Source organism: Pseudomonas sp. FW305-28 (assembly GCF_017351395.1).
Taxonomy (GTDB): Bacteria; Pseudomonadota; Gammaproteobacteria; order Pseudomonadales; family Pseudomonadaceae; genus Aquipseudomonas; species Aquipseudomonas fluorescens_AA.
Map to the genome: position 1 here is coordinate 18,059 of NZ_JACNDD010000004.1, position 26,686 is coordinate 44,744.

The following is a 26,686-nucleotide window of genomic DNA, read 5'->3' on the forward strand; positions in this document are numbered from 1 at the left end:
CAAAGCTTGCTCGCGATGCAGGCGCCTCGGTTCCCCAAGGACCGCGTCAGCTTTATCGCGGGCAAGCCTTGCTCCCACAGGATCTCCTACAAACTCTCTCCATGTCCGGGCCGTAAACAATGCGTCAATTGGGCCATTGCTTTGACGCCATTTTTCTGCTCCAGAATTGAATGGTCATTTGCCCTACACGCCACTAAAGTGGCGTCTGGCCTGTAGCGTAGGACGCCTCCTGTCAGTTTCCTTTCCCATGGTGAGTCAACGATTGACCCATAACGCCATTCAACGTCTTTTGCTGAAACGCTTCGCTTTGGCGGCCGCGACGTACGCGCTGGCACTGGTTTTGTTGTGGCTGGCATTTTTCAGTGGGCATTACTTGGACTCGTTGCGCGGTGTCATCATCGGCAGCGTGTTGGTGGTGCTGTGCCAGGCCGGACTGTTCGCGCTGTTTATCACCGACCGCAACCTGCGCTTCGCCGACCCCAGCCTCACCGAAGTGCAGGTGTTGATCGGCCTGGGCTGGCAGACCTGGATGATGGCGCACCTGGACCAGGCCCGGGGCGTGTTCCTGGTGTTTTATGTGCTGATCCTGCTGTTCGGGTTGTTCCACCTGTCGCGCCGGGCCTTTGTGCGCTGCGCGTCGCTGGTGTTCATCAGCTTCACCGCGATTACCCTCTGGGACGGTTACTTCTTCAGGCTTCCCGATCCCACCCTGGCCGGGTTGCAGGTGGCCGTGCTGTTTCTCGTGCTGGTGTGGCTGGTGTTTTACGCCCGCTATGTCCAGACCTCACGCCAGCGCATGCGCCAGCGGCGGTTTGCCTTGCAGGCGCACCAGGACACCTTGCGCGGGATGATGCGCCAGCTCGAAGACCTGGTGGCCACCGATGAACTGACCGGGCTGTTCAATCGCCGGCACTTCCTGCGCCTGGCCTCCCGCGAACTCAACACCCTCAGGCCTGGCGTCGCCCATGGCCTGGCCCTGATCGACCTCGACCATTTCAAGCGCATCAACGACCTGCATGGCCATGCCGCGGGCGACCAGGTGCTGCAGGCGTTTGCCGCGGTCGCCACGGCGTGCCTGCGCGAGGGCGATGTACTGGCCCGTTACGGCGGCGAGGAATTCGTCATGCTGCTGCCCGCTTGCGACCCCCATCGCCTGACGGCCTGTTGCGAGCGGCTGCGGCTGGCGTTCACTGAAGTCGAGCTGATCGGCCTGCAGGTCGGCGCCCTCAGCCTGTCGGCGGGCATGACCATGCTGGAAATGGGCGATGACCTGGACAACGCGTTGCAGCGTGCCGACCAGGCCCTGTACCGTGCCAAGCGAGACGGCCGCAATCGTTGCGCCGCCGCCTGGGAGAACGTCGATGCCTGAACTGACAGTCGCCGGCCGGCAATGGACGGTGGCGGCAGGCAGTAACCTGCTGGACGCCTTGAACGGCGCTGGCGTGGCGGTGCCCTACAGTTGCCGCGCCGGGAGCTGCCACGCCTGCCTGGTGCAGTGCGTGGGGGGCGATGTGCGCGACAGCCGCCCCGACGCCTTGAGCCCGACGCAGCGCGACCAGGGTTGGCGGCTGGCCTGCCAATGCCAGGTGGTCGAGGATGTGCGGATCCACACCTTCGACCCGCAACGCGACGGCCAGGCGGCCCAGGTGATGGCGGTGGATTGGCTGGGCGGCGAGGTGCTGCGTCTGCGTGTCACCCCCGAGCGGCCGCTGCGGTATCGGGCCGGGCAGCACCTGGTGCTGTGGGCCGGCGAGGTGGCCCGGCCGTATTCCCTGGCGAGCCTGCCCGAAGAAGACCGCTTCCTGGAGTTCCACCTCGATTGTCGCGAGCCCGGCCTGTTCATCGACGCGGCCCGGCAGATGAAGGCCGGCGACCCGATCCGCCTGGGCGAACTGCGTGGCGGCGCCTTGCACTATGACCCCGACTGGCACGCCAGACCCCTGTGGCTGCTTGCCGCCGGCACGGGTCTGGCACCGTTGTTCGGCCTCCTGCGCGAAGCCTTGCGCCAGCATCACCAAGGCGCGATTCGCCTTATTCACGTGGCCCATGATACGGCCGGGCATTACCTGGCCAAACCCCTGGCGGCGCTGGCGGCCAAGCATGAAAACCTCTCGGTGGAGCTGCTGACCGCGGCCGAGGCGCCGTCCGCCTTGGCGCAACTGCGGCTTGTTTCCCGGCAAACCCAGGCCTTACTCTGCGGCCATCCCGACCGGGTCGAGGCCTTTGCCAAGCGTTTGTACCTGGCTGGCTTGCCGCGCAATCAACTGCTGGCCGACGTCTTCCTGCCCCGTGGTTGAGCGCTGATTTCCAGACGCGAGACCGATCATGACCGAAACCCTGTTGCTCGACCGTCAACGTGGCCTGCTGACCGTGCGCTTGAACCGCCCGGACAAGAAAAACGCCCTGACCCGGGCCATGTACGGTCAATTGGCCCAAGCCCTGGCGATGGCGGACAGCGACCCGCAGATTCGCGCGGTGCTGCTCAGCGGTTCCAGTGACTGCTTCACTGCCGGCAACGACATCGTCGACATCCTCGAACAGCCACCGAACGACCTCGATAACCCGGTATTCCAGTTCATGCTCAGCCTGCTCGATTGCCGCAAACCGGTGATCGCCGCCGTGGCCGGACCGGCGGTGGGCATCGGCACCACGTTGCTGCTGCATTGCGACCTGGTCTACGTCAGCCGAGACGCGCGGCTGCGCATGCCATTCGTCAACCTGGGGCTGTGCCCGGAATTCGGTTCCAGCCTGATCCTGCCGCGGCTGCTGGGCCAGGCCAGGGCGGCGCAATTGTTGCTGTTGGGGGAGGGCTTCAGTGGCGAACAAGCGGTTGCGTGGGGCATTGCCACCGAGGCGCTGGACAGCGGCGAAGCGGCATTGGCCAAGGCGCGGGAGGTGGCGCTGCGCTTCGAATCGCTGCCGCCTGACGCGGTGCGCATCAGCAAGCAACTGATGAGGGCGCCGGACCGGGAACTGTTGCGCAAGGTGATTGAAGAAGAGGGCAAGCTGTTCACCCAACGCTTGCGCTCGCCGGAAGCGGTGGCGGCGTTGTCGGGGTTTATCAACAGGCATTGAATTCTGGAGCGCCTGGGCTGGCCCCATCGCGAGCAAGCTCGCTCCCACAGGGGGGGCATGAACACTCTGTGGGAGCGAGCTTGCTCGCGATGGGGCCAGCCCAGCCAGCACAGGCTTCAAGGCAAAAACCAAAAAGCCCCGCCATTCACATGGCGGGGCTTTTGTTTTTCAGCGCTCGGTCACTCAGACCATCGGGTCGCCAACATGCAGGATTTTCATCCCGTTGGTGCCGCCGATGGTGTGGTAGCTGTCGCCCTTGGTCAGGATGACCCAGTCACCGGTCTGCACGACGCCGCGCTTGACCAGCTCATCCACCGCCGCCTGGCTGACTTCGCCCGGTTGCAGGGCGGCCGGGTCGAACGGCACGGTGTAGACGCCACGGAACATGGCGGCGCGGGCCTGGGTTTCGCGGTGCGGGGAGAACGCGTAGATCGGCACCGAGGAGCGGATGCGCGACATGATCAGCGGCGTGTAGCCACTTTCGGTCAGGGCGATGATCGCCTTCACGCCCGGGAAGTGGTTGGCGGTGTACATCGTCGCCAGGGCGATGCTTTCGTCGCAGCGCTCGAAGGTCTTGCCGATGCGGTGGCTGGAGGTCTTGCTGGTCGGGTGCTTTTCAGCGCCGATGCAGATACGCGCCATGGCTTGCACCGCTTCGAGCGGGTAGAGGCCGGCGGCGCTTTCGGCCGAGAGCATCACGGCGTCGGTGTAGTCGAGCACGGCGTTGGCTACGTCGGACACTTCGGCGCGGGTCGGCATCGGGTTCTGGATCATCGACTCCATCATCTGGGTCGCGACGATCACGGCCTTGTTGTGGCGGCGTGCGTGCAGAATGATTTTTTTCTGGATGCCCACCAGCTCGGCGTCGCCGATTTCCACACCCAGGTCACCACGGGCCACCATCACGGCGTCGGACGCCTTGATCAGGCCATCGAGGGTTTCGTCGTCGGCCACGGCTTCGGCGCGTTCGATCTTGGCCACCAGCCAGGCAGTACCGCCGGCTTCGTCGCGCAGTTGACGGGCGTATTCCATATCGGCGGCGTCACGGGGGAAGGACACGGCGAGGTAGTCGACTTCCATTTCCGCGGCCAGCTTGATGTCGGCCTTGTCTTTTTCGGTCAAGGCCGGCGCCGTCAGGCCACCGCCGCGACGGTTGATGCCTTTGTGGTCCGACAGCGGGCCGCCGATGGTCACGATGCAGTTCAGTTCGGTGGCGGTGGCGGTTTCGACGCGCATCACCACACGGCCGTCGTCGAGCAGCAGCTCGTCGCCCACGCCGCAATCCTTGACCAGGTCCGGATAGTCGATGCCGACCACCTGCTGGTTGCCTTCGGTCAGCGGATGGCTGGTGGAGAAGGTGAATTTGTCACCAATCTTCAGCTCGATGCGCTTGTTGGCGAATTTGGCGATACGGATCTTCGGGCCTTGCAGGTCACCCAGCAGGGCGACGAAGCGGCCGTGCTTGGCGGCGAGGTCGCGCACCAGCTTGGCACGCGCCTTGTGTTCTTCGGGGGTGCCGTGGGAGAAATTCAGACGGGCAACGTCCAGGCCAGCCAGAATCAGCTGTTCGAGAACTTCCGGCGAATTACTGGCCGGGCCAAGGGTAGCGACGATTTTGGTGCGACGGACGGACATGCAAGACTCCTCAAGTTCAAGCGCCAGCGAAGGCTACTATGCTCTTTGGGTGTAGTCATTGTTCATGTGCACTACTTTTTCGTTTGTTTTTCGAAATGAACATTCTTGAAAATTTTCACGCCTTGGATGAACTGCGGTGGAATGACCTGTGGGAGCACAGCTTGCTCGCGATGGCGATCTCGAGTACGCCATCGCGGGCAAGCCTTGCTCCCACAGGCCTTCATTCCCATCCTATAGCTCATCATTCTTCTTGCCAGAGGGACAGCGTCCGGTTCATTTTCAGGCTGAAGATTTTCCCAGCCAGGTCGATACAGGGCTCAAGACAGGAGAACCTCCCATGCGATTCGTGCTTTTTGTTGCCCTGGCCCTGAGCGTCACGGGCTGCACCCGTTGGTCGATGAACCACCACATGAACCTGGCCTACAAGGCCTATGACCGTGGCAATTGCGAGCAGGTCATGCTCGAGTTGTCCCAGGTCGACCGCGCCAGCCGTGCCCGCCGCTACATGCAGCCGGAAGTGTCGATGCTGCGCGGCCAGTGCCTGGAGCGGCAGAAGCTGTTTATCGATGCGGCGCAGACCTACCAGTTCATCATCACCCAATACCCTAACAGCGAATACGCGTTCCGCGCCCGCGCGCGTCTGGAAACCCTGCAGAGCCTGGGCCACTACCCGACCCGCAGCGCCTCGGCCATCCGTCCAGCTTCTTGACCCTTCCTCCTGTGGCCAGGCGCAATCCTGGCCACCCTCCCTCTGCCCGCCGTGTTTATTAAAATTAATACATGGGGCTGGTTGTCACCCCACCTTGGGCTATATTTGTACAAGTCGTAGTTAGAGCTAGATCTCTACTTTTAGAAGCACCTGAGACCGGCAGAAGTAGGCCCAAGGCGATTGGTAGCGTCTGGCACCGGGATTGGGGAGAGCGGGCTCGCTTGGGTTCGTTCCGAAGTGATCGGTAGGCCCGGTATGTGGCCGCTAAGAAAGCGATACAAAACATGTACAAGGAACGCCGAATCGAACGGCATCAGTTGCCGTATTTCCTCAAAGTGTTTAACGGTATCAACGACAGGCCTATCGGTTTTTTGGGCAATGTTTCTGAAAATGGGCTGATGCTGATCAGCCAGCTTCCGCTGATGGTCGGTGCGGATTTTGACCTGCACCTGAAAATCCCCGCGGATGAAGGGCCACAGCAAAACATCAAGTTGAAAGCCAGGTGCCTGTGGTGCCAGGAAGACGTGACGCCGATGCATTTCGACGCCGGCTTCAGCCTGACGTGGGCGCCGCCGGAGTACGGGCAACTGGTCAATGCGTTGCGGCAATATTTCAGTTTCTATCCGTTGCCGGAATCGGCTTGAGCGTTACGGGCTACCGACTTTGTAGGAGCGAGCTTTCTCGCGATGACGGCGGTACATCCAACATGGCTGCAAGCTGATCCACCGCTATCGCGAGCAAGCTCGCTCCCACAGGGCTTCCTGTTTCCTACAGATCATTCGGCCTTCAGCGCTGAACCTTCGCTTCGTTATCCAGCAGCGTCTACAGCAACATCCCCGCCCCCGCCGCTTGTCGACACTGTCAGGTCCTACAGGTGTGAACCGAGAGCCCTGCCGCTTACTGTAATCAAGAAATCTGTCAACCGGAACGCTCCTTTAAGCGTGGAGGTAATCAATCATGGGTAACACCGTCGTAATACGCGCAACCCACCCAGAATATGGTTGCTGGGCGGATCTCGAAGTGCAGTACAGCTGGTCTGCTAATGGCGATCGATTGTCTGTGGATACAAAACGGTACCGCGCATACAAGAATAATCGAAACTCCGGCAACCTTAAGGTGGGGCTCGCTTCGCTTCCACAAGGAAATACCGGATGGGACGAATTAACGGGTAGTGGCATACAAGATGGTGAGTGGCACGCCTTCGCAGAGACCCGTTCTGTGGCGGCGAATGGACGCTCCGGCACGATATATTTCAATTGGATATACGACAGGCCTAAGGAACATGATGTCAATATGACCGGTGAGGTCAATGTGAACTTCGTTCGCCCTACGTGAGAAAGGTCTGAGATAGTCGACAGCGCCTGTGGGGCGGGGTTGCTTCAATCAGCCTTGTGCCCGCTGATCCATCGCCTTCGCGAGCAAGCCCGCTCCCACAGGTCCGTTATCATTCTCTGGTTCTGTCAGTCAGCGCTGAACCTTCGCTTCGTTATCCAGCATCCGCTCTAGCAACAACACCCCCATCTCGCCCATCTGGTGAATCGCCAGGGCCAGGTTGCGCGGGGCGCCTTCCAGGTCTTCGGATAAATCCAGGATCAGCGTGCTCACCGAGCAGAAGGTTTCGTAGGTGTGGGCGAGCATGCCTTCGGGGTCGGCGTCGGGGGCGACGATGAAGTAGTCCAGGTGTTTGGCGGTTTTCTGGTCGGGCTGGCCGTTGTTGGGCTTGAGGTAGTAGTCCAGGGCTCTTTGAGCCGCTTCGTCGAGCTTTCCGGGGTCGAGGGTTTCGTGGGGGGGCTGCGAGCCGGTATGAGGTGGATTCGGAGTTGGTTTAATCATGATTCGTTATCCATTAATTGGGCTGCCACCTACTCGCGACTAAACGAGGGTGGCGGCTGGACGCAGGTTAGTCGACCGGGAGGATAACGAAAGAACCGGCGCGCCCGAGGGCGCCCTGCGCACAGCCACCATTAAGTACGGGGATAGGGGAACCCGATTGGATGACACTGATGCACTTCGTTATACCTCCCGGGCGACTAAACCCGATCGCTGGATATCAGCGACGCGAATCAAGTTACGGGGCAAGGCCAAGGTGCACAAGCCGGCGGATTCTGGCGGATCTGTAGTCCGTTGCGCAAGGCGCTGTAGTCAGCTGGAGCTTCGCAGGCTCGCTGTAGGACCTAGGCGGTCCCGGCCTTTTTCCAGGCCAGGTATTGGGTCACCAGCTCCGCCCCCAACTCACTAGGGCGTGAATCCAGGGTGGGTACGCCATGGGCGGCCAGCTGCTTATGCAGCTCGGCCCGGGCGTTCAAATAATCCACCGTCCCGCAATAAGCCAAGGCTTCAGGCAGGCTTTGCACCGGCGCCTGGCGCAAGCGGTCGAGGGCTTCTTCCCGCAGGCTGGCCACCAGCACCCGATGTTGTTGCCCCAGCCGTTTCACGGCGGCGAGCAGTTGCGCATCGTCTTCATCCCGCAGGTTGGTCACCAGCACCACCAGGGCCCGGCGTTTTTGCCGGGCCAGCAGTTCGGTGACGGCGGCCTGGTAGTCGGCGGGGCGTTGGCTGCTGTCGAGGTCGTACACGGTGTTGAGCAGGACGTTGAGCTGGCCGGTGCCTTTGACCGGGGCCAGGTAGCGGCTTTGTTCGCTGGCGAACGTGCTCAGGCCCACGGCATCGCCCTGGCGCAGGGCGGTGTAGCTGAGCAACAGGCACGCGTTGAGGGCGTGGTCGAAGTGCGCCAGCTCGCCGTCCTGGCTGCGCATGCGCCGGCCGCAGTCGAGCATGAAGATGATCTGCTGGTCGCGCTCGTCTTCGTATTCCCGGGCAATCGGTGTGCGGTGGCGGGCAGTGGCTTTCCAGTCGATCTGGCGCAGGCTGTCGCCTTCGCGAAACTCCCGCAGTTGATGGAATTCCTGCCCTTGGCCACGGCGTTGACGCTGGCGGATGCCGAGTTGGCTGAGCCAATTGTCCACCGCCAGCAGTTGACCGTCGTAGAGCCTGGCGAAGTCTGGGTAGACACGGGTGTGGTCGACGGCCTCCAGCAGGCGTTTGTCGGTCCACAGGCCCAGCGGGCTTGGCAGGTTGGTTTCGCACTGGACGAAGGTGAAGTGACCGCGTTTGAGCGGGCGCAGGCGGTAGCCGACCTGGCTGCGTTGGCCGGGTTGCAGCTCGACGGACAGGGGCAGGTTTTCGAAGTCCAGGCCGTCGGGTACATGATCGAAAAGCTGCACGTGCAGTGGTTGGACAAAGTCATGGCTGATGTCCAACCGCACGTCACCCCAGCGACCCAGGGCCAGGCTCCCGGGCATTTGCCGTTGCAGCCGGGGCGAGGGCAGGCGCCGGACGCGCACTGCGTCGAACAGTGCAAGGGCCAGCACGGCCAGCAGCAAACCCCAGTTGATCGACAGCAGCGTCGCTGGCACCGTCACGCCGAGTGCCCGCAGCGCACCCAGCACAATGCCGAGGGCCAGCAGCACCGCGAGCCAGATCAAGAGCAGGCGCGAGGGTTTCATCGACACATGCCCTTTGGGAGAAATGCAAAGCGAGCTTTTGTGGCGATGGGATTTATGTGGGAGCAAAGCTTGCTCGCGAAACAGGCGCCTCGATTTCTGCGAGGACGCGTCGCCTCCATCGCGGGCAAGCCTTGCTCCCACATAAATCCCCTCGCCACAATGAGTCTCTCCATCACGAAATGCGCATTCACAACCGCGGCGCCGGCACTTGATCGAGCAGTTGCCCCAGCACCTGGTCCACCGACAGCCCTTCGATGTCCAGTTCCGGCGCCAGCCGTACCCGATGGCGCAGTACGGCCAGGGCGCAGCCCTTGATGTCGTCCGGCACCACGAACTCGCCGCCGCGCAACAATGCCCGGGCCCGGGCGCAACGGACCAGCGCAATTGAAGCACGGGGCCCGGCGCCGAGGGTCAGGCCCGGCCAACTGCGGGTGGTGCGGGCCAGGCGCACGGCGTAGTCGAGCACCTGGTCGTCCATCGGCAGGTCGCTGGCGATGCGTTGCAACGCTTGCACGTCCTTGGCTTGCAGCACCATGCGCAGCGGCTGCACGTCAAGCATGTCGGCACGGGTCGAGCGGCTGACCTGGCGCACCATGTCCAGCTCCTGGTCGGCGTCCGGGTAGTCCATGCGCACCTTGAGCATGAAGCGGTCGAGCTCGGCTTCCGGCAGCGGGTAGGTGCCTTCCTGTTCGATGGGGTTCTGGGTGGCGAGTACCATGAATGGCTGGCTGATGGGCAGGGCGCGGCCTTCGAGGGTGACCTGGCGTTCCTGCATGGCTTCGAGCAGCGCGGCCTGGGTCTTGGCCGGTGCGCGGTTGATCTCGTCGGCCAGCAACAGGTTGGTGAACACCGGGCCCTTGCGCAGCTTGAACTGCTCGGTCTGCAAGTCATACACCGCGTGCCCGGTGACGTCGCTGGGCATCAGGTCGGGGGTGAACTGGATGCGCGCGAACTCGCCGTTGAAACAGCGAGCCAAGGCGCGCACCAGCAACGTCTTGCCCAGCCCGGGAACGCCTTCGAGCAGCACGTGGCCGCCGGCGATCAGCGCCGTGAGCACATCGTCGATCACGCTGGCCTGACCAACCACCGCCTTGCGCAGCTCGGTGCGGATCGCCTGGGCCAACTGAATGGCGCGCTGGCGCTGTTGGGCGGCGTGGGCCTGGCTGTCGATAGGTTCGTTCTGTTCAGTCATAAGGCATTCCTGAGGGTTTGCAAATGGGCGACCTGGCGGCAGAACTCTGCGCTGGACATACGCTGTTTCGGTCGTGGGCTCAAGGCCTGGCTGATGGCCCGCGTGGGTTGCCGGGTCAGGCGGGCGAGGACCTGCCATTGTTCGGCGACGGCCAGTTGTTCGAAGCCTGGGTGAAGATGGCGGGCCCGGCGCAGCACGTCTTGTTGCAAGGCGTGCAACAGGTGCTGCTGGCCGTTGTGGCGCAGGTGGAAACCGGCGCTGGCCTGTACGTGTTCTTCCAGTTGGCGCCGGGCCTGGGAGGCCGGTGGTTGCAGCGGGCCGTGGCGCACCGCCGAACGCCAGAACCACAGGGCAACCAAGGCCAGCAGTGCCACCAGCGCCTGGGGGAAGTAGCGCAGCAACAGGGTCAGCAAGGTGTCGTGGTCGGTGTTGAACAGCAGGGTGACGTCCGTGTCGGCGCTCAAATACCAGAGCAGCCAGGCGTTATCGTACTGGTCGATGGCGTCGTTCTTCCACAGCTCGGCGTCGGTGATCACGGTGATCGAGCCGAGGCCGAGCTTCAATTGCATCATGTGGGTCGACAACGCGCTGTTGGCCCAGGCCTGGGCCAGGTTGTGCGGGTCTTCGAGGTGGAAGTCGGTGTCGAAACCGGCATACGCTGGCGCTTCTTCGTCTTCAAGGTAGAGCTTGGTCAGTTCCGGGTAACGGTCCTTGATCAGTTCGGGCGCGGGCTCCTTGAGGTCTTCGCTCAGGAGTTGGCGCAGGCGCACGCGGTCGAGCAGCAGGTCGCCGCTGCTGCCGGTGCTCTTGTCCCACAAGGCTTCGGCCACAAAGACCAGGCGTCCGCCGGCCCGGGTCCAGTTCATCAACTGTTCGACTTCCCGTGGCGTCATGTGGGTGCGCTCGCCCAGCAACAGCAGGCTGTGCTGGCGTGGCTCCAGGGTGGGCAGCACCTCCAGGCTGTTGGCGTGCTCGACGTTGATCCCCCGCTGGCGCAGGAACAGTTCGGCGGCCAGGTAAGGGTTGGCCTGTACTTCTGGAGAGGGACCGTGCTCGACGACCTCTTCATAGGGCACGGCCTGGGTGTAGAGATAGAAACCGAATGCGCACACCACGGCGGCCAGCACGGCGCCGATCAGCCACCCCGCGTGCCGGCTCATCGAGACGCTCCCGGCCCGAACAACCCGCGCCAGCCGTCACACAGTTCCTGTTGCAGGTGGAGCGGCGGCGGGCGATGCCCATAGGCAATGTTCTGCCAATGCAGGGTCAGGCTTTTGCTGAAGCCCAGCAGGTTGTCCTGCTCGAGCTGTTCGACGCGTTGCAGCACCTGGCCTTCGGTGTCGGACGGTTTCAAGGGGATCTTGAAGTCATGGTGCAATCGGCTGAGCAATGCCCGGTACAGCAGGCCCAAGGCTTCACGGGGTTGCGTGGCCCACAGCTGTTCGACGCTGGCGGCGACGTCGGTCGGCAGGCTTTCTTCACGAATATCCAGGCCGAACATGTGTGCCGGTGCCGCTCGCTCCACGGGCAGGCGTTGCGTCGGTCGCCGATTGACCAGGGCTTTGAGGCGTTCCCGGTAGTGCCAGGCAAGCCAGACGATCGCACCCACCAGGCAGGCCCACAGCGCGACCTGGATCAGCGCGGCGGCGATGTCGAAGCGTTGGCCGCCGAGCCATTTGAACAGGGCCTTGAGCCAGCTCGGTTTGGCCTCGGTCTCGTCGCTGGGTTCGGCGGTTTCTTCGCCGAAACGATAACGGGTGACGGTCTGCGGGTTCTTGAACGGCGGGGCGTCGAGGATCGCCTTGATGCCGTCCCGGGAGGCTTCGCTGGTGAGGGGCTGGTTGAGCAGCCGCGGGCTGTCGGGGGCGTTGGGCTCCTCGTCGGCCCACGCTGGGGGGGCCAGCGGCAGCATCATCAGGGCCAGCAGCAACAATGCCGGGGCCACGCCGCTCAGGCGCTGGCGCAGGCGCCGGAACACCAGTTCGATGTCCCACGCTTCGAGGATCGTGCGCCGGTTCAGGTAAAGGCTGAAGCCGCAGGCGACGTACACCGGCTCCCACAAGATCAGCAGCAGCGGGTAGAGGAAGTTGACCAGGTGTTCGAACCACAACCAGTTTTGGTCGGCCGCTGATACCAGCATTTCCCAGTCCCATTGCAGTTCGACTTGTTGCGGCACGAACAGATAGAACAGGGCCATCAGGCCGAACCACAGGGCGGTTTCCAGGTGCATGCCGATGATGGTCAACCATTGCGCCGCGCCGCGGTTGCGTTGCAGCAATACCCGTTTGCGTTGCTCCCGTGCTTCACCGGTTAGCCCTTCGAGTTGCACCACCGGCAGCAGGAAGCTGCGGCTCAGGCTCAGTCGGCGCCAGGTCAGGCTGGCCAGCAACTGGGGCTTGAGCAGCGCCGGCCATTGGCGCAAGGCCTGTTTCAAGGTGGGGGTTTCGCCAAACAGCGCCTTGGACAGGATGTACAGCGGCAGACGGTCAAAGGCCGGTTTCAACCACCAGAACAGCATCACCACCAGGGACGGTGAGTCCCACAGCAGCAAGGTCAGCAACAGGTACACCGGCAGCGTGATGATCGCCCAACTGGTCATCAGCAAGCGTCGATGCTGCTGGCTCATCAATACGCCAAGGTCCATGGCTTCCCAGGTGGTGCGCGGGCGGATGACGACGGTGGCATCACTCAGGCGCATGGCGGGCCCGTCCGGCAAGCGACAGATAGCTGATGACCAACAGCCACAACAAGGCGCCCACGGTGTATTTGGTGGCGGGCGTTACCGCGCTGGAAGACCAGTAGGCCTCGATGAACGCGGCGATGAGCAGGAATAGCATCACGCCGCCGATCATCAGCACGCTTTTACCCGCCGCAAGCCGCAAGGCCTCGCCACGGGTCAGGCGTCCCGGGGCGATCAACGCCCAGCCCAGTTGCAGGCCCGCGGCTCCGGCCAGGGCGATGGCGGTGAGTTCGAAAGCGCCGTGGCCGATCACGAACGACCAGAACGTTGTGCCCGAGCCGATCTGCGTCAGGTGCCCGGCCACCGCGCCTATGGTCAGGCCATTGAAAAACAGGAAGAACGCACTCCCCAGCCCAAACATCAAGCCACTGGCGAACGTCTGAAAGGCAATGCCGATGTTGTGCATGATGTAGTAACCGAACATGACCCAGTCTTCGCTGGCGGCCCGTTCGACCGAGCGCCCCAGGTGCCCGGAGGCCGGGTCATACATGCTGCGGATCTGGCTGATTTCGTCGGCGCCCAGCACGCTGTAGACCAGTTCCGGGAACAGATAGACCAGCAGCCCGATGCCGACCAGACTGCCCAGGAACATCAGGCTGGCGGCCAGCACGAAGCGCCATTGTTCACGCACCAGTCGAGGGAAACCGACCAGGATAAAGGCCGAAAGGCTGGCCGATGGTCGGCTGCGATCCCGGTAGAGTTGCTGGTGACCGCGCAGCGCCAGTTGTTGCAGGGTGTCGACCAGCAAGCTGCTGTAGCCCCGGGCCTGGGCCAATGCCAGGTGATGGCAAAGCCGTCGGTAGGCGGCAGGGAAGTCACCGCTCTGGGGCACGTTGCGGCTGCGCTCCAATTGATCGAGTTGCTGGGCCAGTTGCTCCCATTCTCCTTGGTGGCGGCTTTCGAACAGGCTTTGCTTCATGTCGGCCCCAGCAGGCCGCGGGCGATGCCATTGAGTTCGGCGGTGGCGTTCGGCACCTGGACGTTCAGTGGCGTGGCCAGGATCGCGGCCAGTTCGTTGACCCGCGCCTGGGACAGTTCTGCCTGGCGTTCGGCGAAGCCCAGCACGGCGCGTTGCTCATGCAGGTTCAGGGTGAAAGGCGCGCGTATCGGCGGGGCCATGGGCAATGCGGGGCGTTTGACCGGTTGTTCGCGATAGACCACCAGCGTACCGGCCGCGAGATCGCCCAGGCGCTTGAACGCCGGATGCTGCAGGCAGCAGATGGCCCCAAAGGTGTAGCCGAAGGGCAGCATGTCGACGAAACGCAGCAGGTTACGGATCAACGACGCCGACCAGCCGATGGGCCGGCCATCGTCCTGCACCACGCGCAGCCCCATGATCTGCTTGCCGGGAGAACGCCCCTGGTTGAGTACCTCGAACAGCACCATGTACCACCAACTGACGACAAACAGCAGGATGGACCCCAGGCCGAGCCCCAGCTCGCCGAAAAACGCCAGGACCAGGAAAAAAATACCCAGGACCAAGCCGCGTATGCCCAAGTCGATGGCGAAGGCGATTGCACGGGGCATCAGCCCCGCCGGGCGCAGTGGCAGGTCGATGCCCTCCGGCGTTTCCACCTGATAACGCGTGTCCAGGGGCGCGGGCAGCGTCGCGTTCCTTTGCAGTGCTGGTGTCTCGAGCATGGGCAACCTGAGTGGTGGGGCCGGTTCGAAGGGTCTATGGGCTGCGATGCTAGCAGCCTTTGTGTAGGCAAACGATATGGCCGTGCAGGTCATTTGATGGATCAGCCATGTTCATGGATTTGTGTGCTCACCCAAATCCCTGTGGGAGCCGAGCTTGCTCGCGATTGCGGTGGGTCTGGTTGCATCGATGTTGAACGTGCCGCCGTCATCGCGAGCAAGCTCGGCTCCCACATAAGGTCTGTGGTGTACATGGATTTTGTGAAGAAATTCAAAAGTTACACCACCGCTGGCCCAGGGCGGGTTCGAGCGCCTAGACTTCGCCAGTCTTCAGTTCAGGAACAGCCCGTGACTTCCATCTTCTGGTACGACTACGAAACCACCGGCATCAACCCGCGTTGCGACCGGCCCTTGCAGGTGGCGGGTATCCGTACCGATTTCGAGCTCAATGAAATCGACGAACCGGTGAATCTGTATTGCCGGCCCAGCGATGACATCCTGCCGCATCCGGCGGCCTGTGCGATTACCGGCATCACCCCGACATGCCTGGCCGAAAAAGGCTTGAGCGAAGCCGATTTCATGACCCGTGTCCACGGGCACCTGGCCGCGCCCGGTACCTGTGGCGCCGGCTACAACACCCTGCGTTTCGACGATGAAATGACCCGCTACAGCCTCTATCGGAATTTCTTCGACCCGTACGCACGGGAGTGGCAGGGCGGCAACAGCCGCTGGGACTTGATCGACCTGGTGCGCGCGGCCTATGCGCTGCGCCCGCAAGGCATTGTCTGGCCGCAGGAGGACGGTCGCGTCAGCCTCAAGCTCGAACGCCTGACCGCCGCCAATGGCATCGATCATGGCCAGGCCCACGATGCGTTGTCGGACGTACGCGCGACCATCGCCCTGGCTCGCCTGGTCCGTCAGCAGCAGCCGCGGCTCTACGACTGGCTGTTCCAGTTGCGCAGCAAGCAGAAGGTGATGGACCAGATCCGCCTGCTGCAGCCGATGGTGCATATTTCCGGTCGCTTCTCGGCGGCGCGCAACTACATCGGCGTGGTATTGCCGTTGGCCTGGCACCCGAAAAACCGCAACGCCCTGATCGTCTGCGACCTGCACCTGGACCCCCAGGGCCTGTTGGACCATGATGCCGAAACCCTGCGCCAGCGTTTGTATACCCGCCGTGAAGAACTGCTCGAAGGTGAGTTGCCGGTGCCGCTCAAGCTTATCCATATCAACAAATGCCCGGTGGTCGCGCCGTTGTCGGTGCTGCGCGTCGAGGACCAGCAGCGGCTGGAGCTGGACATGGAGAGCTATCAACAGCGCGCATTGCGGCTAACTGACGCGCAGAAAGTTTGGCAGGATAAACTTCAGGCTATTTATGGCCGCGAGGATTTCACCGCCAGCGAGGATCCCGAGCAACAGTTATACGCGGGCTTCTTGGGCGATCGCGATCGGCGTTTATGTGAACAAGTGCGCATGGCGGACCCGGCGCAATTGGCGCAAGCGCAATGGCCTTTCGATGATGAGCGTCTGCCGGAACTATTGTTCCGATATCGGGCACGCAACTTTCCAGACACCTTGAATCCCGAAGAGCAAGGGCGCTGGAGAGTTTTCTGTCAACAACGTCTGTCCGCCCCGGAATGGGGCGCGCCTAATACCTTGCAAAGTTTTGATGAGGCGATGGGAGAGTGGCTGGCCCAGTCTACGTCGATGCAGCGAGAAGTACTCGTGGAGTGGCAGGGCTACAGCCAGCAATTGCGCAAACGTTTAAGCCTTGAATCGCAATGAAATGAAAAGATAACAGGCATAAAAAACGCCAGTAATCACTGGCGTTTTTTGTTCGCAAAGAAGCTTGCGCCGCGGTGAGGCTTAGCCCAGCAGGGTTGCCCAGCCTTCTACCACGTCACCGCCCCACTTGGCTTTCCACTCTTTCAGAGTCTTGTGGTTGCCACCTTTGGTTTCGATGACTTCGCCGTTGTGCGGGTTCTTGTATTGCTTAACTTTGCGAGCGCGCTTGGTGCCGGTAGTTTTCACGGCGCCACGTGGAGCTTTGCTCGACTTGGCTTCTGGATCCAGCAGGGCAATGATGTCGCGCAGCGACTTGGAGTACTCGCCCATCAGCGTGCGCAGTTTGCCTTCGAATTCAAGCTCGGTTTGCAGTTTGTCGTCTTGCGACAGGTTTTTCAGGCGAGCTTGCAGTTCTTTGATGGCTTCTTCTGTGGCGCGGTATTCATTGATCAAGGACATGTGGACTACCTTATGTAGGACGCGGGTGACAAGGAGACAGTGCGACAATAGTAATCAGACAGTTTCATCAAGTAAACATTTAACCGGTGTTTTATTTAATTAATTAGTGCTGCGCCACAAAAACGCCTGTTGCAGTTAAATGCCGCGACAGTGTCTTCACATCTGTTCACATATAATCTGCTTTCCCGAGCCGTGCCGGCCATGGCTTGGGGCTGTCGTCCAGGATGCGGCGTGTCATCGATACTGCAGTTTTGCTGCGCAATGGCTAGAATGGCCGCCTTTGCGAAGTTCTGGAGTTCCCCTAATGCGCACTTTTCGTCTGGTGATTGCTTGCCCGGACCGCGTCGGCATCGTTGCTAAAGTCAGTAACTTTCTGGCGTCCCATAACGGCTGGATCACCGAAGCGAGCCATCACTCGGACAATCAAAGCGGTTGGTTTTTCATGCGTCACGAGATTCGTGCCGACTCTCTGCCCTTCGGCATTGAAGCCTTTCGTGAAGCGTTCGCCCCCATTGCCGAAGAGTTCTCGATGGACTGGCGTATCACCGACACCGCGCAGAAAAAACGCGTGGTGCTGATGGCCAGCCGCGAGTCTCATTGCCTGGCTGACCTGCTGCACCGCTGGCACAGCGATGAACTCGATTGCGACATCGCCTGTGTGATTTCCAACCATGATGACTTGCGCAGCATGGTGGAATGGCACGGCATCCCGTACTACCACGTGCCGGTCGACCCGCAAGACAAGCATCCGGCGTTCGCCGAGGTCTCGCGACTGGTCAAGCAGCACGACGCCGAGGTGGTGGTATTGGCCCGCTACATGCAGATCCTGCCGCCGGCCTTGTGCAGCGAGTACGCCCACAAGGTCATCAACATCCACCACAGTTTCCTGCCGTCGTTCGTCGGGGCCAAGCCGTACCACCAGGCGTCGATGCGCGGTGTGAAGCTGATTGGCGCCACCTGTCACTACGTGACCGAAGAGCTGGATGCCGGCCCGATCATCGAGCAGGACGTGGTGCGTGTCAGCCACAGCGACAGCATCGAAGACATGGTGCGTTTCGGCCGTGACGTAGAGAAGATGGTATTGGCCCGGGGCCTGCGTTATCACCTGGAAGACCGGGTGCTGGTGCACGGCAACAAGACCGTGGTCTTCTGACTACACTGCCAAGGGCCTGGACGAGCGATCGCCAGGCCTTTTTTCATGAGGTTCGTCATGACCGATCCATTGGACAAAGCCACCTCCAAGGCGCCAGCCACCCTGGGCGAGGGCTGCCTCAGCCGCTATGACCCCGACGCGTTGAGCCCGGAGGATGGCACCGAGTTTCCCGATGCCGCGCAACTGTGGGAGCAATTGCATCCCCAGGACGAGCCCGAACAGACGCCGTGACCGGTCAGGCTTGCCTGAGCCTGATCAGCTTCTTGATCAACGGCCGCCCGACCATCAGGAAGAACACCGGCCCACCGGCCACCAAATAAAAGTAGTAGGTCACCGCCCGCCAGATCAGGATCGCCGCCGCTGCGGTGGACTTGCCCACCATGGGGGCCAACAGCGCCGCCGAAGTCAGCTCGGCCGCCCCGGCACCGCCCGGCAGCAGGCTGAACTGTCCCGCGCTCAAGGACAGCATCTGGATCAGGAAACTCCAGGCCCACTGCAGGTCCGCACCCAGCCCCTTCAATGCCAGGTACAACACGCTGTAGCGCAGCGCCCAATGCAGGCAGGTCAGGCCGAAGACCTGGAACAGCGTCTGTCGTGGCAATTTCAAGGTGTCGGTGAAGGCCGCGAGGAAGTTCAGGATCTTGCGGCCCCAGCGTCGGCGGGTGGCGGTCTTTACCCGCAAGTGCCGCAGCACACGAGCGCCCAGCAGAATCAGCCGACGGTGATATCGGGCCACCAGCACGCAGCCGAACAGCCCGCCAAACAACGAAATCGCGCTCAACGCCAGCATCCATTCCAGGCGCTGGCTGAGGTTCTGGAACAGCGCGTAGAACAGAATGCCCACCAAGGCGCAGAGGAAGAACAGCAAGTCGCTCAGTTGATCCATGGCGAACACCGCGCTGCCATGGGCCGGGCGTACACCGTTGCGCGCCAGCAGGGCCATCAGCGTCAGTGGGCCGCCACTGCCTCCGGGCGTCGCGCACATGGCGAACTCGGTGGACATCACCACGCCCATGCTTTTCCACCCGCCGATGCGCCCACGGTATTCACCCAGCAGCAGGCGCAGGCGCACGGAATTCAAGCCCCAGCACAGCACGATCATGCCGAGCATGGTCAGCAGCAGGGACAGGGGAAAGCGCTGCAGCCGCGACCACATTTCCCCGCCGCCGACCAGCAGCGGCACCAACAGCGCGGTGAGCAGGGCGGCACCCAGCCAGATCAGCCGTTTCATGCGGCGCTGCGGGCCTGCAGCCCCTGGGTTGCCAGCCAGCCGACCTTGGTCATCGGCACGCGACCGTCGTTGAGCAGGCGTTCGAGGGTGCGCAGCCAATAGTCCCGGGAAAACCCGTGGCGCATGTCCACCGGGTGCAGGCCCAGGCGAATCACCGGGGCCTGGCGCCAGCGCTGTTCACGCTGGTCGCTGATAACCTTCGACAGGCCACGGCGCCAGGCACTGCGGGCACTCCAGACCAGGCCCGGCGCGTCGATGGTGCTGAAGTCGGGCAGGCGATAGAGGTGTTGGGTGTCACTGGTGTAGCTCAGCGGTAACTGGCGCAAGGCCTGGCGCGTGCCTTCGCTCATCAGCCAGGCCGGGGCGACGAAACCTTCCAGGGGCCAATGGTAGCGCTCAAAGGTGTCGATCCCGGCGCGCAGGCGGGCGAGGGCGGCGGCCTCGGACAGGTTGTAGAACTCCCCCTCATGGGTATAGACCCGGCGCATAAACCACTCCTTGGGGTGGCGGGCGACAGGGCCGTCGTCGCAATGGTAGTAGCCATGCAGCACCAACTCGTCGCCGCGCTCGACCCGGCGGTCGAGCAGGCGGCGAAAGTCGGGGTGAGCTTCCAAGGCATTGGTACGGTGAAAGTCCGGCACCACCAGCCAGGTCATCGGCACCTGGCCGAGGGCATCCACGGCTTCGACGAAGGGCTGGTAGTCAGGCCAGGTTTGCGGTGCCACGTCGTGCAACACCAAGAGCACGCTGGGCGAAGAACTCATCGACACGGTCCTCGCCTCAACCATTGGCCAGCAACGGCATTTGTTCGCCGAGCACGGCGTAATAGTGCCCCAGCAAACTGTTGACCACGGTGTCCCAGGCGTAATGACGCTCCACATGCCGGCGCGCCAGCAGGCCACGGCGTTGGCAGCCTTCGCTGAACAGTTGCCGCACGGCATTGGCCATGGCCTGCGGATTGTTGGGCGTGCACAGCAGGCCGCAGTCCTCGTGGACGATTTCGGTGAAAGCCCCGGCCGCCACCGCCACCACGGGAATGCCGCTGGCCATGGCTTCGAGGATCACCAGGCCGAAGGTCTCCTGGTCGCCGGCGTGCACCAGGGCATCGGCGCTGGCCATGAGCCGGGCGACTTGCGGCGCCGGGCAGAATTCGTCGACCACCGTGACGTTGTCCGGCACCACGGCGGGCATCGATGAGCCCACCAACAGCAGGTGATAGCGCTCGCCCAGGCGTTTCATGCACTTGAGCAGCACCGGCAGGTTTTTTTCCTTGGAGCCGCGACCGGCGAAAATCAGCAGGCGCGTGTCTTCGGCGATACCCAGCTCGGCCCGCAGTCCCGGGTCGCGGGCGGCGGGGGTGAAGGTTTGCAGGTCAACGCCCAAGGGTTGCACATAGACGTTCTTGACCCCCAGGCCGGTCAGCTTGTCGGCCATGACCTGGCTTGGCGCCAGGACCCGGTCGAAATTGCCGTACAACTTGCTGACATAGGCTTCGATATTGGGGGTGAACCAGTTGCCCATGCGGTTGCTCACCAGCAGCGGCAGGTCGGAGTGATAGAAACCGATGACGGGTACGTCGAGCTGACGGCGGGCATCCAATGCGGCCCAGGCGGTGAGGTACGGATCGCCGACCTCGATCAGATCCGGTTGCAGATCGCGCAGGACATTGCGCCAGGGCGCCAGGCGAAGGGGGAAGCGATAGCCCTTGCCGAACGGCAGCGCAGGGGCTGGCACCTTGTAGATTCCGTCGTGCTCGCTCAAATGCGCGCCGGGGATCAACAGGCTGTGGCGAATACCGGGCCGATCGCCCAGGCGCCGGTGCTTGGCATCCAGATAAGTGCGCACGCCTCCGCTGGCGGGGGCGTAGAACATGGTTATGTCCGCTATATGCACGATGAACGTCCCTCCGGTCTGTGTTCTCCTGTGTTGACCTTTATGAAGAATAGATGTTCGGTTGGGGTTGTGGGGCGGGTGCGCTGCCAGTGGAGTATTGCGGGGTTTGACAGGGCCTCATCGCGAGCAAGCTCGCTCCCACAGAGATTTGGGGCGGGGCACAGATCCCATGTGGGAGCGAGCTTGCTCGCGATAGGGCCTGCCCAGGTTCGCAGCTATTATTCCTGCTGCCAGGGCCTCAATGCGCCAGGCATGCTTTTATATAAGCGTGCAAAATGGCGTCATATCGCAAACACACGGGTGACCACATGCCTGACTCATCGCAACTCGTTATCGGTGCCGACCTCAGCGGCCAGCCCATCGCCCAGGCCATGCGCCTGGCGAACCGTCATGGCCTGGTGGCGGGCGCCACCGGGACCGGCAAGACCGTCACCTTGCAGCGCCTGGCCGAAATGTTCAGCGATGCCGGCGTGGCGGTGTTCGCGGCGGATATCAAGGGTGACCTGTGCGGCCTGGGTGCTGCCGGCAACCCCCAGGGCAAGATCGCCGAGCGCATCGCCGGCATGCCCTGGCTCAACCACAAGCCCCAGGCTTATCCGGTGACCTTGTGGGATATCCACGGCCAGTCCGGGCATCCACTGCGCACCACCCTGAGTGAAATGGGCCCGTTGTTGATCGGCAGCCTGCTGGAACTCACGGACAGCCAGCAGTCGGCGCTCTACGCCGCGTTCAAGGTGGCCGACCGTGAAGGCCTGTTGCTGCTGGACCTCAAGGACCTGAAGGCGCTGCTCAATCATCTCAAGGACAACCCCGAGCTGCTGGGGGACGACGCGGCGCTGATGACCACTGGCTCCAGTCAGGCGCTGCTGCGGCGCCTGTCCACTTTGGAGCAGCAGGGCGCGGACGCGTTGTTCGGCGAACCGGCGTTGCAGCTCGAAGACATCCTGCAACCGGCCAGCGATGGCCGTGGCCGCATCCACTTGCTCGACGCCAGCCGCCTGGTCCACGAAGCGCCGAAGGTCTACGCGACGTTCCTGCTGTGGCTGCTGGCCGAGCTGTTCGAACAGTTGCCCGAGCGCGGCGATGCGGACAAGCCGCTGCTGGCGCTGTTCTTCGATGAGGCGCACTTGCTCTTTGCCGGTACGCCCAAGGCTTTGCAGGAGCGCCTGGAGCAAGTGGTGCGGCTGATCCGTTCCAAGGGCGTGGGGGTGTATTTCGTGACCCAGTCGCCGGGTGACTTGCCGGACGATGTGCTCGCTCAGTTAGGGTTGCGTATCCAGCACGGCTTGCGGGCCTTCACGGCCAAGGAACAGAAATCCCTGCGGGCGGTGGCCGACGGTTTCCGGCCCAACCCGCAGTTCGATGCCCTGGCGGTGCTGACCGAGCTGGGCATCGGTGAAGCCCTGGTGGGCACCTTGCAGGAAAAAGGCACGCCGGAAATGGTCCAGCGCGTGCTGGTGGCGCCCCCGCAATCGCGCATCGGGCCGCTGAGCGAGGCCGAGCGTGCCGGGTTGATCGCCAGTTCGTCGTTGCAGGGGCGCTACGACAAGCCCATTGATCGCGAATCGGCCTACGAAGTGCTGATGGGACGCAAGGGGCTGGAGCCCCAGGCCGACGCGGTGCCGGGCAAGTCCGCGGACGAAGAACCCAGCTTCACCGAAAAGGCCGGCGAGTTCCTCGGCACGGCAGCCGGCCAGGCGCTCAAATCGGCGATGCGCCAGGCGGCCAATCAACTGGGCCGGCAATTGGTGCGCGGGTTGATGGGGTCGTTGCTGGGGGGCAGCAAGCGGCGCCGGTAGTCGAGACCGAGTTGCCCCTTCGCGAGCAAGCTCGCTCCCACAAGGGATTGGTGTCGTACGCGAAATAGGTGGCCGCTGCAGATCCACTGTGGGAGCGAGCTTGCTCGCGAAGGCGGTTTGGCAGGCGAAAAGTGTACCGGCTGACCTGCCGCAATCGCGAGCAAGCTCGCTCCCACAAGGGATGGTGTCGTACACGAAAGAGGTGGGCGCTGCAGGTCCACTGTGGGAGCGAGCTTGCTCGCGATTGCTATCTAGCCGGCGCCGAAAATCTCAATCCTTGGGCCGCGCATGTGCCGCCAAGCGCTCCAGCGCCGCCCGCAGGTTGGGATCGGTGATGCCGTCGGCGGTGGCCTGGATGGTTGCCGCGGCGTCGGTGGACAGATCCAGCGTGTGGCCCTTGGCGCCGACCTGGACGGTGGGTGGCTGCACCTTGAACAGGATCCGCGTCAGGTTGGCGAATTCTTCGAACGCCTGGAGTTGGCGCAGCAGGCGTTTTTGCTGGTAGCGCAGGCGCGTGGCCCAGTGGCCGTCGGTGACGATCAACAGCAGGCTGCCTTCGCGCCAGGACGCCACGTGGCAATGCTCGCGCGCGGCCGGTTGCAACTGGCTGTCCAGCAGGCGCTGCAAGTGGCCCAGGCGTTTGGCGTGGCCGAAGATGGCTTTCAGCGGCTTGGCTTCGCGCAGCAGAACGGCGGGCGCCTTGGCTGGAAGAGGGCGGAAGGCCATGAATGAATACCGCAAGTGACAGAGGCGCCATGGTAGCAGAAAGCGCCGGACGCGCCTCGACCCTCTCGCCCAGCGGCTTTTGGCTACACAATCAGTGAGTAACTTCTGCGCTTTGTGGGTTGAAGTTCGCGCAAAAGCCCTTATTTTAGGGTGGCCCCGTCACAGCGCTGTGCCAGCATCGTGGAATAACGCCACTTTCCTCTCCATCGTTTCCGGGTAGAATGCTCGTTCGCATGCGGCCATGAGGGCTGCACGGGCGACTCATGGGGCCGCCCTCCATCCCTTTAGTGTGGAAGATCCTGCCGATATGTTTGCGCCTTTGTTAAAGAAACTTTTTGGAAGCAAGAACGAGCGTGAAGTCAAGCGCATGCTCAAGACGGTACAGACTGTCAATGCCTTCGAAGAGCAAATGGTGGCCCTTTCGGACGATCAGTTACGCGCCAAGACTGCCGAATTCAAGGACCGCATCGCCAAGGGGGAAACCCTTGATCAGCTCCTGCCCGAAGCCTTTGCGGTCGCCCGTGAAGCCGGCAAGCGGATCATGGGCATGCGCCACTTCGACGTTCAGTTGATCGGCGGCATGACCTTGCACGAAGGCAAGATCGCCGAAATGCGTACCGGTGAGGGCAAGACCCTCGTGGCGACCCTGGGCGTGTACCTCAACGCATTGTCCGGCAAGGGCGTGCACGTGGTGACGGTCAACGACTACCTGGCCCGCCGCGACGCCAACTGGATGCGCCCGCTCTACGAATTCCTCGGCCTGACCGTCGGCGTCGTCACGCCGTTCCAGCCGCCGGAAGAGAAGCGCGCCGCCTATGCCGCCGACATCACCTACGGCACCAACAACGAATTCGGGTTCGACTACCTGCGCGACAACATGGCGTTCAGCATGGAAGAAAAATTCCAGCGTGAACTCAACTTTGCCGTGATCGACGAAGTCGACTCCATCCTCATCGACGAAGCCCGTACCCCGCTGATCATTTCCGGTCAGGCCGAGGACAGCTCCAAGCTGTACATCGAGATCAACAAGCTGATCCCGCAGCTCAAGCTGCACGTCGAGGAAGTCGAAGGCGAAGTGACCCAGCCCGGGCACTACACCATCGACGAGAAGACCCGCCAGGTCGAACTCAACGAAGCCGGCCACCAGTTCATCGAGGAAATGCTCACCCGCGTCGGCTTGCTGGCCGAAGGCGAGAGCCTCTACTCGGCCCATAACCTGGGCCTGCTGACCCACGTCTATGCCGGCCTGCGTGCCCACAAGCTGTTCCATCGCAACGTCGAGTACATCGTCCAGGATGGCCAGGTCGTGCTGGTGGACGAGCACACCGGCCGTACCATGCCGGGTCGTCGCCTGTCCGAAGGCCTGCACCAGGCCATCGAAGCCAAGGAAGGCCTGAACATCCAGGCCGAGAGCCAGACCCTGGCCTCGACCACCTTCCAGAACTACTTCCGCCTGTACAACAAGCTGTCCGGCATGACCGGTACCGCCGACACCGAGGCGTTCGAATTCCACCAGATCTACGGCCTGCAAGTGGTGGTGATCCCGCCGAACAAGCCACTGGCCCGCAAGGACTACAACGACCTGGTGTTCCTGACCGCCGAAGAGAAGTACGCGGCGATCATCAACGACATCAAGGAAGGCATGGCCCAGGGCCGTCCGATCCTGGTCGGTACCGCCACCATCGAGACCTCCGAGCACATGTCCGCCTTGCTCAACAAGGAAGGCATCGAGCACAAGGTCCTCAACGCCAAGTTCCACGAGAAGGAAGCCGAGATCATCGCCCAGGCCGGTCGCCCGGGTGCGCTGACCATCGCCACCAACATGGCCGGTCGTGGTACCGACATCCTGCTGGGCGGCAACTGGGAAGTGGAAGTCGCCAGCCTGGAAGGCCCGACCCCCGAGCAGATCGCGCAGATCAAGGCCGACTGGCAGAAGCGTCACCAGCAGGTGCTCGAGTCCGGCGGTTTGCAGGTGATCGCTTCCGAGCGTCACGAATCCCGTCGTATCGACAACCAGCTGCGTGGCCGTGCCGGTCGCCAGGGCGATGCCGGCTCCAGCCGTTTCTACCTGTCCCTGGAAGACAGCCTGATGCGCATCTTCGCCTCTGACCGGGTGAAGAACTTCATGAAGGCCCTGGGCATGCAGCCCGGCGAGGCGATCGAGCACCGTATGGTGACCAACGCCATCGAGAAGGCCCAGCGCAAGGTCGAAGGCCGCAACTTCGATATCCGCAAGCAATTGCTCGAGTTCGACGACGTCAACAACGAACAGCGTAAAGTGATCTATCACATGCGTAACAGTTTGTTGGCCGCCGACAACATTGGCGAAACCATCGCCGATTTCCGCCAGGACGTGCTCAACGCCACCGTCAGCGCCCACATCCCGCCGCAGTCGCTGCCGGAACAGTGGGACGTCGCCGGCCTGGAAGCCGCCTTGCAGAGCGATTTCGGCGTGGCATTGCCGATCCAGCAATGGCTCGACGAAGACGATCACCTGTACGAAGAAACCCTGCGTGAAAAACTGCTGGCCGAACTGATCGCTGCCTACAACGAGAAGGAAGACCAGGCGGGCGCCGAGGCACTGCGCTCCTTCGAGAAGCAGATTGTGCTGCGGGTACTGGACGATTTGTGGAAAGACCACCTGTCGACCATGGACCACCTGCGCCACGGTATCCATTTGCGTGGTTACGCCCAGAAGAACCCGAAGCAGGAGTACAAGCGCGAGTCCTACACGCTGTTCTCCGAGCTGCTCGATTCGATCAAGCGCGACTCGATCCGTGTGTTGTCCCACGTACAGGTTCGCCGCGAAGACCCGGCCGAGGAAGAAGCCCGCCTGCGTCAGGAGGCCGAAGCCCTGGCTGCGCGCATGCAGTTCGAACACGCCGAAGCCCCTGGCCTGGAAGTGGTCGCCGAAGAGGGCGTCGATGTGGATGTCGCCCTGGCGACCGCACCGGTGCGCAACGAGCAGAAGCTGGGCCGCAACGAACTGTGCTATTGCGGTTCGGGCAAGAAATACAAGCATTGCCACGGGCAGATCCAATAAACCCGTCTCAACGCTGAACCACCCGCGCCGCGACCGGATGCTATCCGTCGCGGCGTTTTGCCATTTTGATTCGCCGTCCCAATGAGGACGGCGTCGATATAC

The 26,686-nt window shown here is 62.5% G+C and carries 24 protein-coding genes; 11 read left to right on the plus strand and 13 right to left on the minus strand.

The genetic code is table 11. The features are described from left to right. Positions 1-262: 262 nt before the first annotated feature. The 3 genes from J4E53_RS01870 to J4E53_RS01880 are packed head-to-tail and all read left to right on the plus strand — an operon-like array spanning position 263 to position 3,075. Positions 263-1,369, plus strand: a complete 1,107-nt coding sequence (locus J4E53_RS01870) for a diguanylate cyclase (protein ID WP_060743142.1) — start codon at positions 263-265, stop codon at positions 1,367-1,369. Continuing rightward, positions 1,362-2,297 (plus strand): iron-sulfur-binding ferredoxin reductase, encoded by a 936-nt coding sequence (locus J4E53_RS01875; protein WP_060740867.1) that lies wholly within the window; start codon positions 1,362-1,364, stop codon positions 2,295-2,297. The genes J4E53_RS01870 and J4E53_RS01875 overlap by 8 nt, the downstream gene beginning before the upstream one ends. Before the next feature lie 28 nt (positions 2,298-2,325). Next, the gene (locus J4E53_RS01880; protein WP_103311175.1) at positions 2,326-3,075 is read left to right on the plus strand and encodes an enoyl-CoA hydratase-related protein; all 750 of its coding nucleotides are present in this window, start codon (positions 2,326-2,328) and stop codon (positions 3,073-3,075) included. A gap of 183 nt (positions 3,076-3,258) precedes the next feature. Here the strand turns inward: J4E53_RS01880 and pyk are convergent, their stop codons facing one another. Beyond that, positions 3,259-4,710, minus strand: a complete 1,452-nt coding sequence (gene pyk, locus J4E53_RS01885; protein WP_060740869.1) for a pyruvate kinase — start codon at positions 4,708-4,710, stop codon at positions 3,259-3,261. Positions 4,711-5,047: 337 nt separating this feature from the next. Between pyk and J4E53_RS01890 the strand changes: the two genes are divergently transcribed. The 3 genes from J4E53_RS01890 (at position 5,048) to J4E53_RS01900 (ending at position 6,754) form a co-directional block, all read left to right on the plus strand. Continuing rightward, the gene (locus J4E53_RS01890) at positions 5,048-5,419 is read left to right on the plus strand and encodes a tol-pal system YbgF family protein (protein WP_060740870.1); all 372 of its coding nucleotides are present in this window, start codon (positions 5,048-5,050) and stop codon (positions 5,417-5,419) included. 284 nt (positions 5,420-5,703) lie between these two features. Further along, positions 5,704-6,063 (plus strand): PilZ domain-containing protein, encoded by a 360-nt coding sequence (locus J4E53_RS01895; protein WP_060740871.1) that lies wholly within the window; start codon positions 5,704-5,706, stop codon positions 6,061-6,063. 313 nt (positions 6,064-6,376) lie between these two features. Next, positions 6,377-6,754 carry a hypothetical protein gene (locus J4E53_RS01900; protein WP_146042680.1) on the plus strand — a complete coding sequence of 126 codons (378 nt, stop codon included), beginning with the start codon at positions 6,377-6,379 and terminating at the stop codon, positions 6,752-6,754. 129 nt (positions 6,755-6,883) lie between these two features. Here J4E53_RS01900 and J4E53_RS01905 read toward each other — a convergent pair whose 3' ends face one another. The 7 genes from J4E53_RS01905 to J4E53_RS01935 form a co-directional block, all read right to left on the minus strand. Continuing rightward, positions 6,884-7,252: a DUF6124 family protein gene (locus J4E53_RS01905; RefSeq protein WP_060740872.1), complete on the minus strand. Its 369-nt coding sequence runs from the start codon at positions 7,250-7,252 to the stop codon at positions 6,884-6,886. A gap of 341 nt (positions 7,253-7,593) precedes the next feature. Next, on the minus strand, positions 7,594-8,925 hold the full coding sequence (locus J4E53_RS01910; RefSeq protein WP_060740873.1) for a DUF58 domain-containing protein: 1,332 nt from the start codon (positions 8,923-8,925) through the stop codon (positions 7,594-7,596). Positions 8,926-9,112: 187 nt separating this feature from the next. After that, positions 9,113-10,117, minus strand: coding sequence for a MoxR family ATPase (locus J4E53_RS01915; RefSeq protein WP_092201425.1), 1,005 nt, complete (start codon positions 10,115-10,117; stop codon positions 9,113-9,115). Beyond that, positions 10,114-11,277 carry a DUF4350 domain-containing protein gene (locus J4E53_RS01920; RefSeq protein ID WP_103311127.1) on the minus strand — a complete coding sequence of 388 codons (1,164 nt, stop codon included), beginning with the start codon at positions 11,275-11,277 and terminating at the stop codon, positions 10,114-10,116. Before J4E53_RS01920 ends, J4E53_RS01915 begins: the two co-directional genes overlap by 4 nt. Further along, positions 11,274-12,815: a DUF4129 domain-containing protein gene (locus tag J4E53_RS01925; RefSeq protein ID WP_103311125.1), complete on the minus strand. Its 1,542-nt coding sequence runs from the start codon at positions 12,813-12,815 to the stop codon at positions 11,274-11,276. Before J4E53_RS01925 ends, J4E53_RS01920 begins: the two co-directional genes overlap by 4 nt. Beyond that, on the minus strand, positions 12,802-13,776 hold the full coding sequence (locus tag J4E53_RS01930; RefSeq protein ID WP_103311124.1) for a stage II sporulation protein M: 975 nt from the start codon (positions 13,774-13,776) through the stop codon (positions 12,802-12,804). Before J4E53_RS01930 ends, J4E53_RS01925 begins: the two co-directional genes overlap by 14 nt. Next, the gene (locus tag J4E53_RS01935) at positions 13,773-14,498 is read right to left on the minus strand and encodes an RDD family protein (protein WP_060740878.1); all 726 of its coding nucleotides are present in this window, start codon (positions 14,496-14,498) and stop codon (positions 13,773-13,775) included. The genes J4E53_RS01930 and J4E53_RS01935 overlap by 4 nt, the downstream gene beginning before the upstream one ends. A gap of 345 nt (positions 14,499-14,843) precedes the next feature. Here J4E53_RS01935 and sbcB point away from each other — a divergent pair, with 345 nt between their 5' ends. After that, a complete protein-coding gene (gene sbcB / locus J4E53_RS01940) occupies positions 14,844-16,280 on the plus strand; it encodes an exodeoxyribonuclease I (protein WP_103311264.1) in 1,437 nt (478 codons plus the stop codon). An 81-nt stretch (positions 16,281-16,361) separates the two neighbouring features. On the opposite strand, the gene mvaT is transcribed toward sbcB, so the two are convergent. Further along, positions 16,362-16,739, minus strand: a complete 378-nt coding sequence (gene mvaT, locus J4E53_RS01945) for a histone-like nucleoid-structuring protein MvaT (protein ID WP_003205091.1) — start codon at positions 16,737-16,739, stop codon at positions 16,362-16,364. Between the two features lie 304 nt (positions 16,740-17,043). On the opposite strand from mvaT, the gene purU reads away from it, so the two are divergent. Further along, positions 17,044-17,892: a formyltetrahydrofolate deformylase gene (gene purU / locus J4E53_RS01950; protein WP_060740880.1), complete on the plus strand. Its 849-nt coding sequence runs from the start codon at positions 17,044-17,046 to the stop codon at positions 17,890-17,892. Between the two features lie 57 nt (positions 17,893-17,949). Then, complete coding sequence (locus tag J4E53_RS01955; RefSeq protein WP_170842278.1) at positions 17,950-18,123, plus strand: hypothetical protein; 174 nt, start codon at positions 17,950-17,952, stop codon at positions 18,121-18,123. Positions 18,124-18,127: 4 nt separating this feature from the next. On the opposite strand, the gene J4E53_RS01960 is transcribed toward J4E53_RS01955, so the two are convergent. From J4E53_RS01960 to J4E53_RS01970, 3 genes are read right to left on the minus strand one after another with little or no spacing between them, the layout of a single operon-like run. Further along, positions 18,128-19,123 (minus strand): lysylphosphatidylglycerol synthase transmembrane domain-containing protein, encoded by a 996-nt coding sequence (locus tag J4E53_RS01960; RefSeq protein WP_060740881.1) that lies wholly within the window; start codon positions 19,121-19,123, stop codon positions 18,128-18,130. Beyond that, positions 19,120-19,887, minus strand: a complete 768-nt coding sequence (locus J4E53_RS01965) for a DUF2334 domain-containing protein (RefSeq protein WP_103311263.1) — start codon at positions 19,885-19,887, stop codon at positions 19,120-19,122. Before J4E53_RS01965 ends, J4E53_RS01960 begins: the two co-directional genes overlap by 4 nt. Before the next feature lie 16 nt (positions 19,888-19,903). Then, positions 19,904-20,995 (minus strand): glycosyltransferase family 1 protein, encoded by a 1,092-nt coding sequence (locus tag J4E53_RS01970; RefSeq protein ID WP_092166390.1) that lies wholly within the window; start codon positions 20,993-20,995, stop codon positions 19,904-19,906. Positions 20,996-21,324: 329 nt separating this feature from the next. On the opposite strand from J4E53_RS01970, the gene J4E53_RS01975 reads away from it, so the two are divergent. Further along, complete coding sequence (locus J4E53_RS01975) at positions 21,325-22,815, plus strand: helicase HerA-like domain-containing protein (protein WP_060740884.1); 1,491 nt, start codon at positions 21,325-21,327, stop codon at positions 22,813-22,815. A gap of 270 nt (positions 22,816-23,085) precedes the next feature. Here the strand turns inward: J4E53_RS01975 and J4E53_RS01980 are convergent, their stop codons facing one another. Further along, entirely contained in the window at positions 23,086-23,541 is a 456-nt protein-coding gene (locus J4E53_RS01980; RefSeq protein WP_003205074.1) for a DUF721 domain-containing protein, read from the minus strand. Positions 23,542-23,848: 307 nt separating this feature from the next. Between J4E53_RS01980 and secA the strand changes: the two genes are divergently transcribed. Further along, a complete protein-coding gene (gene secA / locus J4E53_RS01985; protein ID WP_060740885.1) occupies positions 23,849-26,584 on the plus strand; it encodes a preprotein translocase subunit SecA in 2,736 nt (911 codons plus the stop codon). Positions 26,585-26,686: the final 102 nt, after the last annotated feature.